Origin of the sequence: Tenacibaculum caenipelagi, assembly GCF_004363005.1 — a bacterium.
Taxonomy (GTDB): Bacteria; Bacteroidota; Bacteroidia; order Flavobacteriales; family Flavobacteriaceae; genus Polaribacter; species Polaribacter caenipelagi.
On the sequence record NZ_SNYH01000002.1, the window covers coordinates 1 to 13,732 of the forward strand.

Annotated in this window: 8 protein-coding genes; all 8 read right to left on the minus strand. The window is 34.3% G+C overall.

Annotation, left to right across the window (positions count from 1 at the left end; translation table 11 throughout):
- Positions 1-50: 50 nt before the first annotated feature.
- Positions 51-3,458, minus strand: coding sequence for an RHS repeat protein (locus tag DFQ07_RS03535; protein WP_133534908.1), 3,408 nt, complete (start codon positions 3,456-3,458; stop codon positions 51-53).
- 130 nt (positions 3,459-3,588) lie between these two features.
- On the minus strand, positions 3,589-5,358 hold the full coding sequence (locus DFQ07_RS03540; RefSeq protein ID WP_133534909.1) for a cytochrome c oxidase subunit I: 1,770 nt from the start codon (positions 5,356-5,358) through the stop codon (positions 3,589-3,591).
- A 32-nt stretch (positions 5,359-5,390) separates the two neighbouring features.
- Positions 5,391-6,398: a cytochrome c oxidase subunit II gene (locus tag DFQ07_RS03545; RefSeq protein ID WP_133534910.1), complete on the minus strand. Its 1,008-nt coding sequence runs from the start codon at positions 6,396-6,398 to the stop codon at positions 5,391-5,393.
- A gap of 34 nt (positions 6,399-6,432) precedes the next feature.
- Positions 6,433-8,055: a quinol:cytochrome C oxidoreductase gene (locus DFQ07_RS03550; RefSeq protein ID WP_133534911.1), complete on the minus strand. Its 1,623-nt coding sequence runs from the start codon at positions 8,053-8,055 to the stop codon at positions 6,433-6,435.
- Between the two features lie 22 nt (positions 8,056-8,077).
- Entirely contained in the window at positions 8,078-8,623 is a 546-nt protein-coding gene (locus DFQ07_RS03555; RefSeq protein ID WP_208107665.1) for a c-type cytochrome, read from the minus strand.
- A gap of 9 nt (positions 8,624-8,632) precedes the next feature.
- Positions 8,633-9,160 carry a DUF3341 domain-containing protein gene (locus tag DFQ07_RS03560; protein ID WP_133534912.1) on the minus strand — a complete coding sequence of 176 codons (528 nt, stop codon included), beginning with the start codon at positions 9,158-9,160 and terminating at the stop codon, positions 8,633-8,635.
- Positions 9,150-10,550, minus strand: a complete 1,401-nt coding sequence (gene nrfD, locus DFQ07_RS03565) for an NrfD/PsrC family molybdoenzyme membrane anchor subunit (protein WP_133534913.1) — start codon at positions 10,548-10,550, stop codon at positions 9,150-9,152. Before nrfD ends, DFQ07_RS03560 begins: the two co-directional genes overlap by 11 nt.
- Before the next feature lie 27 nt (positions 10,551-10,577).
- Complete coding sequence (locus DFQ07_RS03570; RefSeq protein WP_133534914.1) at positions 10,578-13,724, minus strand: TAT-variant-translocated molybdopterin oxidoreductase; 3,147 nt, start codon at positions 13,722-13,724, stop codon at positions 10,578-10,580.
- Positions 13,725-13,732 lie beyond the last annotated feature (8 nt).

Sequence of the window (13,732 nt, forward strand, 5' to 3'; positions counted from 1 at the left end):
ATAAATACCACTCCTAACAAATAATTCAATTGTAAACTTTTCATAGCTAATTAATTCTTATAATTGTATTTGTTTTCTTTTAAAAGATTCCCGTCAGCATCTTTTATAAACTCTAATCGATTAAATTCATCATACTCATAATAAACTGTTTGTCCTCTTGGATCGGTAATACTCGTAACTCCTATTAAAGGATCGTAAGTAAATGTAGTGACCTGAGCGTTTGGTAATACTGATCTTAAATTATTTAAAGCAGAACGTAAAGCCCCCTCGTTACCAGTGATTCCTTGTGTTCGATCATTATCGACATTCGACTTCGTTTGAATATTACTTACATAACTAGATACTTGAGATAACGTTACATCCTCTATTTTTGCTACGGGTTGCGTCTGTTGATACCCCCAGATGTAAACAATATGAGTACCATCTGCCTTACTAACTTCCGTAGGGTTACCCTTATCATCATAACTGTGATATACAATACGATCTTCTAAACTCTGAGCTCCTTTGGAGGTTTGGATAATTTCTGGAAGATATAAGTTTGATGGATTATGAATACTGTCATATTCCGTTCTCTGATAAGACAATAAATTGGTGTTTTTATAGGTTTTCACCTCTAATGGCTCAGCAATACGGTGTTCACGTATCAACCTTGTATCGTTTACATCATGAGCATATTGAGTCTCTGTTTTTAATGCTTCACCTTGGCTATTTACAACTTCTGTTCTGGTTTGTTGTAAATGATTAGGGTTGTCATAAAAATAATTGGTTGTAGTTGTTACGGGATTTAAACCATTATTATCATACTGCTTTTCTGTTGTTTGTGATAAATAGCCCCAATAAGAGTTTACAGAATACTCCATAATATCTAAATTTTCAAGCATATCCGGTTTGGTTACTACATAACCAACTTCTTTAGCATAACAAGGATGAGGTTTAGTTATTACTGTATTATTAGCTCCACTTGCAATACACTTTGTATCATCAAAAAGCCAACCTGTATACCAATGATGAGAATGATTAGCGGTACATGTTTTGTACTTATACACTTTTGTTAAATCTTCTGCCTTACATTTGTAGGTTATAGGTTGTGTACATATTAAATTAAATTTTTTATTTATTGTGTATCCATACACTTTATCATTTATCCTAGTGTCCTGTATATAATTATTCTCTATTTCTTTTTGATAAAGAAACTCGTTTATTGATTTTTTTTTGAATATTGTTTTCTTTTTTAAAAAACCATTATCCCATCCTGTATTTACCCATGTTGAGTTTTGAATTACATCTCCTGTAACTGGATATCCAGGAACATCATTATGAATTATATATTCATGCTCTTCTCCTCCATTTTCAAAATTATCACCTCCATAACTTACAGTTACATACTTATAATATGTAGTCTGGTTACCTGAAGATGCAAACAAAGATCTAAGAGAACTAGACACCAAAGAAGTATGACTCACATCATAATACGAACATGATGCCTCACATTGCACCCTATTAGTTTGCTTAGAAAAGTAATAAGGAACTAAACTTTTTTCTCCTGAAGATTCATTAAAAGTTTCTTTTTTTCCATAATAGTACCTTTTAGTATCTGCCAAATTATTATCTGATGTATAATTTGATACTCTTTTTACTCTTAAACCTCCAGATAAAACATTTTTAAACTCAGTATATGGCGGGGTAGTATAATAACTTAAATTCAAACTTCCTTTTGTACAAAAGTATGAAGGCACTAAAGTTACTGTATATGAATGATTTTCAATTAAATCAACATAAAACTCATTGTTAGAATTATTATATGATACCGCAACTGAGTTACCTAAAGAAACATTTCCATATTGTGTTTTTTCTTTAATAAGTATATTCTCCCCTGTTTGATTATCTTTAATTGTAATTGTAATTTGAGATTTTAATAAATCTGATGAACACTCATCAGAGTTAAAATTTACATAACAAGTAAACATAGCTTCTTGACTAAATGGAATACTTGCTGTGATTTTTTCTTCCTTATAGAATTCTCCTTTCTCAGACAAATTTGTACTCACAGATAAAGAAAAGTAATCTTTTGTTGAAGGATTAGTTATCACTTCATCATAATAAGTGTTTGACTCATATTCAAAAAGTGTTGATCCTTTTGTTGGATATGTTATTTTTTTTAAAAGTCCTTTTTTAGCGTAAGACTCATCTACCTCTTTATTAGCTCCAATATTGTATGATTTAAATCTAGGATCAGCAATCTCTAAATTTTGAGGATTGGGAAAATAGTACGAATTAGATTTACCGTTGTAATATCCCCAATAATCTTGGGATGCAGAAAGCCTTACAGGTAATCCTTGGGGATCATCATATTCAAAAGCATAATCTTTATTTGTGGTTTTAAAATTTAAGCTACTTAAAAACACCCTGCTATTTGTAGTAGTGACATAATTATAATTTATATCTTCTTTTACTTCATCTTTATCATTTAAAACTTTTAAATTAGAGAGTAACTTAAGTCCAATAGGATGTGTTTCGTTTGCATTGAATAGAATCTTTCCTGTCTTAGTATTATTACTGCTAATTTCTGTAAGCCTTTTTCCTGTGATTGTCATTTGCAATGTTGACACTGGTTTTTTTGAATACCCAGGTCCAGTAACTAAGTTTCCTTTACAATCGGATTGGTATGTTGGTAAAGGTATAGACATAGACTCAGAACAACTTTGATCATAACTATAATTCATAGTTTCATATTTAAAGTAAACAACATCTCCTTTTGGATGTATAATTTTCGATAAATACCATGCTGTAACTTTTGGTAGCCCTGGTACCTCGTGACCTGCCCCGGATGATCTTGTCATAGAAATTTCTTCTTCTAAGAAATAAAACTCAGTACCGTCTGAAAGGATAGCTTTAAACCCCTTCTTATCCTCCTCATAATATTGAGACATTAGTATATCCTTTTTGGGTATCAATACAATTTTTTTTTCATTATCTAAAATAAATTTCCCTGTATTTCCCATGAAATTATACATGAAAATATCTTTTTCAGTATCAAAATTACTATTACCTGCCTCATAGAAAAAGTCTAAGGCCATTGGGCTTCTATGCCCTACTTCTTTAATTTCATCTTCCGGAAATAAATAATTACTTTCCTCATCAGGTTGTCCTTTAACTACTCTTGTTATTGTTCCTCCTGCATTTAAACTCCATCCCAAACCTACATTTGTACTTATTTGATCAACTTGAACTCCATTACTATTATAACTTAATGATATAGGCACAGAAAGGTTCTTGGTAGAATAATTATACAAGGGAATATCAATATTGGGTGTTCCTGTAAACATACCTACAGAATTTGCCCCATACTTTCCTAGTTCATAAGCAATAGGTGATGGTGGGATAATATCTGGTAATTCTTGTGCATACCCCCCTACACAAAATAGCATTGCAAGAATGCTTAACATAGTTTTTTTCATAAAATGTATAATAATTAGCAATTTGTTCAGAATAGCAATTTTCTGGCCCGAAATATAGTATTTTTTTAAAACTATTTAAGACAAAAAAAGCCTTCCAAAATTGGAAGGCTTTTCTTATCTATATTTTATCTTAAGATGGTTCTTCGCCATCTAATAATGGTACAGTTTGCGGTACGAAATCTTGTCCGTGCACATACTCACCATTCTCATCTGTTTTACTGTAATCGTAAGCCCATCTGTGAACCTCAGGGATAGCTCCTGGCCAGTTTCCATGAATGTGCTCTACTGGTGTAGTCCACTCGATAGTGTTCGATTTCCATGGGTTTTGAGTCGCTTTTTGACCTCTGTACATAGAGATAAAGAAGTTCGCAATAAATATTAACTGAGCAGCTCCTCCAATAATAGCCATTACTGTCATAAACACATTGATATCAGCTAAATCATCAAACATTGGGAAGTTAGTGTTTGTATAATAACGACGTGGTAAACCAGCTAACCCGATAAAGTGCATTGGGAAGAATACTCCGTAAGCAGTAATAATCGTTAACCAGAAGTGCCAGTATCCTAATGCTTTGTTCATCATTCTACCATACATTTTAGGGAACCAGTGATAAACACCAGCAAACATTCCTAATAAAGCAGATACACCCATTACTAAGTGGAAGTGTGCTACTACGAAGTACGTATCGTGTACATTAATATCTAATGCAGAATCTCCTAAAACTAATCCTGTTAAACCTCCTGTTACGAATGTAGAAACTAATCCGATAGAGAATAACATTGCTGGGTTTAACTGTAAGTTACCTTTCCATAACGTAGTTACATAGTTAAATGCTTTTACTGCTGATGGAATTGCAATTAATACCGTTGTAAATGTAAATACAGAACCTAAGAATGGGTTCATTCCTGATACGAACATGTGGTGACCCCATACAATTGTTGATAAGAACGCAATTGCCATGATAGATCCAACCATTGCGCGGTATCCAAAAATTGGTTTACGTGCATTCGTAGAAATTACTTCAGAACTAATTCCTAATGCAGGTAATAATATAATATATACCTCTGGGTGACCTAAGAACCAGAATAAGTGTTCAAATAATACTGGTGATCCTCCTTGGTAGTGTAATACTTCTCCTGAGATAAAGATATCTGACAAGTAGAAAGAAGTACCAAAACTTCTATCGAAAATTAATAATAATGCTGCAGATAATAATACTGGGAATGAAATTACACCGATAATAGCTGTAATGAAGAATGCCCACATTGTTAATGGCAATCTTGTCATTTTCATTCCTTTGGTACGTAAGTTTAAAATAGTAACGATATAGTTTAATGATCCCATTAAAGAAGATGCAATAAATATCGCCATAGATACTAACCATAATGTCATACCTGTTCCTGAACCTGGTATTGCTTGTGGTAAGGCAGATAATGGAGGGTAAATTGTCCATCCTGCAGATGCTGGTCCTGCTTCAACAAATAATGAAATAATCATTATTACTGATGATAAGAAGAATAACCAATATGACACCATATTTAAGAATCCTGAAGCCATATCACGAGCTCCAATTTGTAACGGAATTAATAAATTTGAGAATGTACCACTTAATCCTGCCGTTAATACAAAGAATACCATGATAGTACCGTGAATTGTAACTAACGCTAAGTACATATCAGGATCCATAATACCATCTGTTTGATGGTTACCTAAGAATGCTTCTACAATTGAAAATGAAGTATCTGGCCATGCTATTTGCAAACGAAATAACATAGACATGAAGCCTCCTATGATACCCATAAATATACCTGTAACAAGGAACTGTTTCGAGATCATTTTATGATCTTGACTAAAGATGTACTTCGTTACAAATGTTTCTTTGTGATGATGATCTGACATAATCTATATCTTTATATACTTTAAAAAATATCTTATTTAATAACTTGAGCTAATGTTTTTTGTTCTGACAACCATTTGTTGTACTCTTCTTCTTCTACAACAGTAATTTTCATTTGCATGTTGTAGTGAGATGCTCCACAAATTTTGTTACATAATAGTAAGTAATCAAATTCATAAGGATCTTCTCCTTTTGCTCTTCTAATCTTATTTATACCTTCTACTTTAGCTTTAACTTCATCCTTCTCTCTCATTTCAGCAGTAGTATACTTAGGCGTATATGCAAATTGTGTAACCATACCAGGAACACAGTTCATTTGAGCTCTAAAGTGTGGCATGTAAGCTGAGTGTAACACATCTTGTGAACGGAACTTGAATAATACTTTTTTACCTTTTGGTAAGTACAACTCAGTTACTTGTTTATCATCTTGTGCACTTGGGTCTGACATATCAACTCCCATAGTGTTAATTCCTTTGATGTAGTTTACATTACCTAACCCTAATTGGTTGTCTTCACCTGCGTAACGCGCATCCCAACGGAACTGCTGTGAGTAAACCTCAATTACGATTGGATCTTCTTCACTACCAACATACATTATGTTGTTCCAAGCCCATAAACCATATCCAATTAACAATACAATTGTTACTGCAGGAATTGTTGTCCAAATTAATTCTAACTTGTGACTGTCTGCATAAAACAATGCTTTGTTATTCTTATTTCCTCTATACTTATAAGTAAAGAAGAAAATTAAAAACTGCATTGCAAATTGAACGATTCCGATTAACCAGAAGGTTATGTTGAATAAGTTATCATCATGCTCTCCTTCAAAAGAAGCAGCTTCAGGTAACATAATTACGTTCATGGCTATTAAGCAGTAAATCATCATTGCATAAAGGAAGGCTAAAAATCCTAAAGCTAATTTACCTTGTGTTTCGTTGTCTTTATCTGTAGCAATTACAGAACGTAAATTCATTATACGAGTAATTTGCCAAAAACTTACTCCGATTGCAACTGCTATGAAAATATAAAATAAAGCGAGCATATTATCTAAACTATTTGTTTATTAATTCTTTTTATTAATGATGATTACTATCTTCTCCTCTGTGTTCGATATTATAGTAATGGTATGTTTCACTTTCGTGTAAGAATGGGTTACCTTTAGCTACTGAGCTTGTTTTAGCAAATGCACTAAATGTTGCATAGATAAACAATCCAATAAAGAATAACAATCCACTAACTTCACCAATTCCAAATCCCCATTGAGCACCAACAGTCCCTGGCATTACCATGATGAATAAATCAACATAGTGACCTATTAAGATAACAACACCTCCAATAATTACTAACCAAGGAATACTCTTGAAATCACTATTGATTAATAATAAAATTGGGAATACAAAGTTTAATACTACCATTCCTAAGAAAGGTACTTTATACTCGTTGAAACGTAATAAGAAATAAGTCGTTTCTTCTGGCATATCTGCATACCATATTAACATAAATTGAGCGAACCATAAGTATGTCCAGAATACTGAGAAACCAAACATAAACTTCGCTAAATCGTGAATATGACTATCGTTAACTAATGGTAAAGCTCCTTTTGAACGTAAGTAAATAGTTACTAAAGCGATTACCGTTAATGCAGATACTAAGAATGTTGCTAATACATACCATCCAAATAATGTAGAGAACCAGTGTGGGTCAATTCCCATAATCCAATCCCAAGATGCCATACTTTCAGTAATCATAAAGAATACGATAAAGATAACTGACATGTTGTAATTTTTCTTGTGTAAACTTAAATCTCCATTCTCTTGAGCTAATGATCCTTTTCTAATTAAGAAACGGTAAGCATTCCAACCAGCTAAATAGATAATACCTCTAATTAACCATCCTGGAGTATTTAAAAACCATTTTTTTCCATCAATGATAGCATCGTAGTTAGGACTTGCAGGATCTACAACTCCTTCTGCCATCCATGGAAATAAGTGGTTACCGTGCATAAAGGTAATTACTAAAAATGCTAACATAATAGCACTTACAAAGTAAATATTGTTAGTAATAGCCTCCATAACTCTAAATAATACAACTGACCAACCAGCATGAGCTACTCTTTGTGAAGCGTAAAATGCTAATACTAATAAAGTAATTCCTAACGAGAATAATAAAGCTACATAAAATGCAGACCAAGGTCTATTTTGCATTTGGTGTAAAGCGTGTTCTGCATGAGCATCACCATGGTCTTCTTCGTGGTGTGCTTGAGCAACTTCTGCGTGTGCTTCATTTGTTGTTTCATGTGCTTCATCAGCTACAGCTTCTCCATGAGTGTTCTCTTCTGTGTGAACAGCTGTTGTATCTTGAGCATGCTCTGTAGCTTCTTCTCCTGCTGCATGATCTTGCTCATTAGCATGAGTTTCTTCAACATGTGCAGCTGTACTATCTTGAGCTACTTCGTGCTCTTCAGTCGTTGTTGCTTCTACATGTTCTTCAACTTTAGCCTCTTCTGCATGAGTTTCTTCTTCTGCATGCGTAGTTGTTGCAGCTTCATGACCTCCGTGATGAGCATCTTGTTTTGCTAAAATTTCTTTTGCTTCTTCTATTGTTTTAGGTGCCGACATAAAATTATAGGCAGTACCTAAAGCTCCTAAAATCATAAGAGCAATAGCAAGCATTTTTAATTTTCCTGAAAACTGGTACATATCTTAACTATCTATTATAGACTTATTTTAATTCGCTTCTTAATTTTTCTACGTATTGTACAACTTGCCAACGCTCATTGTATCTTAACTGTGATGCATGTGATCCCATTAAGTTTTTACCATACATAATTACATGATAAATACTTCCTTCATTAATATCTCTATCAATGTAACTTGGGATACCGTTGAATTTATCTCTTTGTGATAAAATTCCGTTACCATCACCTTTTGTTCCATGACAAGCGGCACAATAAATCCCGAATAACTCTTTACCTTTTTCTAAGTTAGCTTCAGTAGCAGGTAATGGATTTTTTAATTCTGCTTTTGCTTTTTCGTATCCTTCATTAGTATCAGGAATATCATAAGCTACCACACCACTTCTACTTACAGTACCAGCTACTGGTAATTTATTTACCAATTCTTTATTGATTCCTTCAGCTCCATTCGCGTCGTAAGGTACAGATACATACATATCTGGCATATACTGTACTTGTCTTTCACGTTTATTGTTACAAGAAGCTAAGCTTGCAACTACAACTAAAGCGATAATTATTTTTAAACTCTTCATATCTCTTTATTAGTGCGTTTCTACTACGTTAATTTCTACAGCTCCTGTTGTTTCTAACAATGCTTTTAACTCCTCTTCATTTCCATTAACAGGAATTTCCATTAAGAAGTGATCATCAGTTGTTCTTGGATCTGGATTTTCAGCATCTTTAAATGGCCATAATTTACTACGCATGTAAAAAGTAATTACCATTAAGTGTGATGCAAAAAACACTGTTAATTCAAATAAAATTGGCACAAACGCTGGCATGTTAACTCCCCAAGAGAAGTTTGGCTTACCTCCAATATCTTGTGGCCAATCAGCTATCATAGTATACCATGTTAACCAAACTGCTACTGATAAACCTGTAATACCATATAAAAAAGCAGTAATAGCTAAACGTGTTGGTGCTAATCCCATTGCTTTGTCTAATCCGTGAACTGGGAATGGACAAAATACTTCTTCAATATGATGATGTTCTGCTTTTACTTTCTTAACGGCATCCATTAAGATATCATCATCATTATATAATGCGTGAATTACTTTATTAGTGCTCATCGTTCTCGTCTCTTAATTTTTTAAAATTCTCTCCTGAAGATTTCAAGATTGTTTTAACCTCTGCTTGTGCTATTACTGGGAAAGTTCTTGCATATAATAAGAATAATACGAAGAAGAATCCGATAGTTCCAACGAAGATACCTACATCAACATAAGTAGGCTCAAAACGCCACCAAGTAGATGGTAATTGACCTTTACTTAATACAATTGCGATGATATCGAAACGCTCGAACCACATACCAATGTTAATTACAATTGAAATGATGAAAGACCAGATGAAGCTTCTTCTAATTTTCTTAATCCATAGTAACTGTGGAGTGAAAATGTTACAGATTAGTAATGACCAGAATGCCCATCCATAAGCTCCTGCCTCTGCTCCAAATGATAAGTAAGTATAGTTTTCGTAAGGAGATCCTGTATACCATGCAATAAAGAATTCAGTTGCATATGCTACAGCTACGATACCTCCTGTTAAGATAATTACGATGTTCATATACTCTACGTGTAAACGTGTAATATATGCTTCCATATTCGTAACCTTACGCATAATACCTAATAAGGTTTGTACCATTGCAAATCCTGAGAAGATTGCTCCTGCTACGAAATATGGAGGGAATATTGTTGAGTGCCATCCTGGGTTGATAGATGTTGCGAAGTCCATCGATACAATTGTGTGTACAGAAAGTACTAATGGAGTTGCTAAACCTGCTAATACTAACGACACTTCTTCAAAACGTTGCCAGTCTTTAGCTCTACCAGACCATCCGAAAGATAATAAAGAGTATATTTTCTTTTGGAAAGGCTTTACTGCTCTATCACGAATCATTGCAAAATCAGGTAATAAACCAGTCCACCAGAATACTAATGATACCGATAAATACGTAGAAATTGCGAATACATCCCATAATAATGGTGAGTTAAAGTTAACCCATAATGATCCGAATTGGTTAGGAATTGGTAATACCCAGTATCCATTCCATGGACGCCCCATGTGAATAATTGGGAACAATCCTGCTTGGAATACCGCAAAGATTGTCATCGCTTCTGCAGAACGGTTAATTGCCATTCTCCATTTTTGACGGAATAATAAAAGTACTGCAGAGATAAGTGTTCCTGCGTGACCAATACCTACCCACCATACGAAGTTGGTAATATCCCATGCCCAACCGATGTTTTTACTTAAACCCCATACACCGATTCCTGTTCCTACGGTGTAGAAGATACATCCAAATCCCCATAACATTGCTGCTAAAGAAATATAGAATGCTATATACCAATTTTTGTTCGCTTTACCTTCGATGGGCTTAGCAATGTCTTCAGTGATATCGTGGTAACTTTTGTTACCTAACACTAAAGGCTCTCTATAAGATGATTCGTAATGAGACGACATAAATCTATATACTTATTAATTTTACTATTAAGCTTCGTTTGTATTTCTTACTTTCACTTGATATACTACGTTTGGTTTTGTACCAATATAATCTAACACGTGGAAAGCTCTTCTATCTTCTTTTAATGCTGCTACTGTATCTTCAGAGTTATTTACATCTCCAAACACCATTGCTCCTGTAGAACATGCTGCCGAACATGCAGTTTCAAACTCATCTTTTCTAACTGCTCTACCTTCTTTCTTAGCTTTTAAGATGGTAGCTTGTGTCATTTGAATACACATAGAACATTTTTCCATAACTCCACGAGAACGAACAACTACGTCTGGATTCAATACCATTTTACCGTATTCGTTATTCATGTTGAAGTCAAACTCATTGTTTTCTGCGTAGTTAAACCAGTTGAAACGACGAACTCTATATGGACAGTTGTTTGCACAGTAACGAGTACCAACACAACGGTTGTATGCCATTTGGTTTTGACCTTGACGTCCGTGAGAAGTTGCAGCTACAGGACATACTGTTTCACATGGTGCATGGTTACAGTGTTGACACATCATTGGTTGGAAAGCCACTTGTGGGTTTTCAGCCGGATTTTCTAATGCATCAAATAAATCTCCTTTACTAAGCTTTAAAACTTTCTCTGTATAACGTCTTTCAAGATCTTTCTCTGCAATTTTAGGATTCGCAGCCTTAAATTGCTCCATAGTCATTACAACTTTCTCGTCATATTGCTTGTCTTCTACTGTAGAAGAATAATAACGATCAATACGCAACCAGTGCATATCTCTACCTACACGAACTTCATCTTTTCCAACAACAGGAACATTGTTTTCTGCATGACATGCAACCACACAAGCTCCACAACCTGTACAAGATGTTAAATCGATAGATAAATTAAAATGGTGTCCTAAACTTCTATCATGATCATCCCATAAATCAATCTTACTACCTTCAACTTCTTGATGATCGTAAGAAACCATAAATGGCTTGTTCCAAGTATGTTTAGGATCTAAATGCTTATCGTTTACTTCTTTTAGCGTAGCTTCTCTTAAAATATCATTACGACCAGCTAATGTGCTTTGTACCTGAACACAAGCAAATTTATGCCATCCTGAAGCTTTTTCTATAGAAACATTGTACTGAACATTGTTTCCGTTTTGGTAGAATGGGTAAGCATTTACCCCAACTTGCATTTCTGATTTTAAGTTTTGAGTTCTACCATATCCTAGTGCTAAACCAATAGATCCTTTAGCTTGTCCTGGCTGAATGATTACTGGAATCTTATTAATTGTTACTCCGTTAACCGTTACGTTAGCGTAGTTTCCATCAATAGCACCGTTATCTTTTACTGGATTTTCAAAACCTAACTCTTTAGCATCTGCCATAGATACTGTTAAGTAGTTATCCCAAGAAGCTCGTGTAATAGGATCTGGTAATTCTTGTAACCAAGGGTTATTAGCTTGTTTACCATCTCCTAATGCTGTTGATGAATATAAGTTTAATTCAAATTTTGAAGAATTACTTGCTGATCTTACCAATTGAACTGCTGCAGCATTTACATCTGCTGTAGATTCAAAAGTAGTTTCTCCTGCAACAACTTCTGCTTTAAAGAATCCATCATGTAGTGCTTGATTCCATGAAGCTCCTCCTAATACATTAGTACTCCAAAACTCTTTTAATGTATCATAGTAATTTACAGTACTACCTGTCCATTTTAATAACACATCTTGGAACTGACGTGTATTGAATAATGGTTGAATAGTAGGCTGTATTAAACCATACATACCTTCTTTTACCATAACATCTCCCCAACTTTCTAAGTTGTGAGGTGCAGGTAACGTATATTGTGTAGCATTAGCTGTAGCATCATCTTGGATAGAAATAGCTACAGATAATTTTAAATTCTTAATTCCTTCTGCTAAATCAGCAGCGTTCGATAAACTATATAAAGGGTTTACATTATATGTAATTAAACCTTTTACTTTTCCAGCTTTAACATCTGCTACTAATTGAGCAACTTCAGCATCATTACCTTGACGCTTTAAGTTTACCGCTTGAGTATCGATTACTTCGCTACTCAATGCTTTATTAATTGCTAAAGCAATCAACTGAGCATTTTTATCATTTAATCCAGTAACAACAACTCCTTTTGAGCCTGCTTTTTTAAGATCATTTGCTAAAGTTTTAACTTCAGCATCAAACTTAGTTGCTTTAGTAGGAAGTGTGCTACCAGTTATTTCGTTATATAAATTGATTAAAGCAAAAACTTGCTCAGATGGCTTAGCAACAATTCTCTTATCAGCATTTGCTCCTGCTAAAGACATATTAGCCTCAATCTGAACATGGTAAGACATTTTACCAGTTTTTACTCTACGACCTTCAGCATACGATTTTTCGTATCCACCTTGCCAATCTCCTAAGAAATCAGCTCCAATAGATGCGATAACTTCAGCTTTACTAAAGTCGTAGCTTGGTAAAGCTCTTTTACCATACATAGCTTCAAAAGCATCAGCAGCACCACTTTCTGAAATAGCATCATATATTACATGCTTAACATTTGGGTATGCTGCAACAAAATCAGCTATCACTTTTTCAGTAGAAGGACTCGCTAGGGTACCTGTTAACAATACGACTGCTTCGTTAGCATCTTTTAACTGGTTTAACTTTGCAGCTATTTCTTTATCAGCATCTGTCCAAGAAATTTGAGCATCTCCTTTTCTTGGTTCTTTTAAGCGTAACTTATCATCATATAATGATAAAACTGATGCTTGAGTACGCGCGCTTGTTACTCCACCTGCCTCTTTATTTGGCATGATTTGAATTGGACGTCCCTCGCGTGTTTTAACTAATACGTTTGCGAAATCAAAACCATCTGCAATTGTAGTTGCGTACCAATCAGCAACACCTACAACAATATCATTTGGTTGCACTACATAAGGAATTGATTTTCTTACCGGACCTTCACAGGCAGCTAAAGATGCAGCTGCAGTGGTAAATCCAACATATTTCAAGAAATCTCTACGTGAAGTTGACGATGTTTCTAAAGTTTCTTTATCACCTAAAAACTCATCTATAGGAATCTCTTGTACAAACTCATTATTACGTAGCGTTTCAACAACAGAACTACCTTTTAGTTCTTCAACACTTTGCCAGTATTTTTTGTTTGAAGCCATTTATATAC

Excerpts from the sequence above, each read along its gene's own strand:
- DFQ07_RS03535 (WP_133534908.1), bottom strand. The coding sequence starts at position 3,458 with ATGAAAAAAACTATGTTAAGCATTCTTGCAATGCTATTTTGTGTAGGG.
- DFQ07_RS03540 (WP_133534909.1), bottom strand. The coding sequence starts at position 5,358 with ATGTCAGATCATCATCACAAAGAAACATTTGTAACGAAGTACATCTTT.
- DFQ07_RS03545 (WP_133534910.1), bottom strand. The coding sequence starts at position 6,398 with ATGCTCGCTTTATTTTATATTTTCATAGCAGTTGCAATCGGAGTAAGT.
- DFQ07_RS03550 (WP_133534911.1), bottom strand. The coding sequence starts at position 8,055 with ATGTACCAGTTTTCAGGAAAATTAAAAATGCTTGCTATTGCTCTTATG.
- DFQ07_RS03555 (WP_208107665.1), bottom strand. The coding sequence starts at position 8,623 with ATGAAGAGTTTAAAAATAATTATCGCTTTAGTTGTAGTTGCAAGCTTA.
- DFQ07_RS03560 (WP_133534912.1), bottom strand. The coding sequence starts at position 9,160 with ATGAGCACTAATAAAGTAATTCACGCATTATATAATGATGATGATATC.
- nrfD (WP_133534913.1), bottom strand. The coding sequence starts at position 10,550 with ATGTCGTCTCATTACGAATCATCTTATAGAGAGCCTTTAGTGTTAGGT.
- DFQ07_RS03570 (WP_133534914.1), bottom strand. The coding sequence starts at position 13,724 with ATGGCTTCAAACAAAAAATACTGGCAAAGTGTTGAAGAACTAAAAGGT.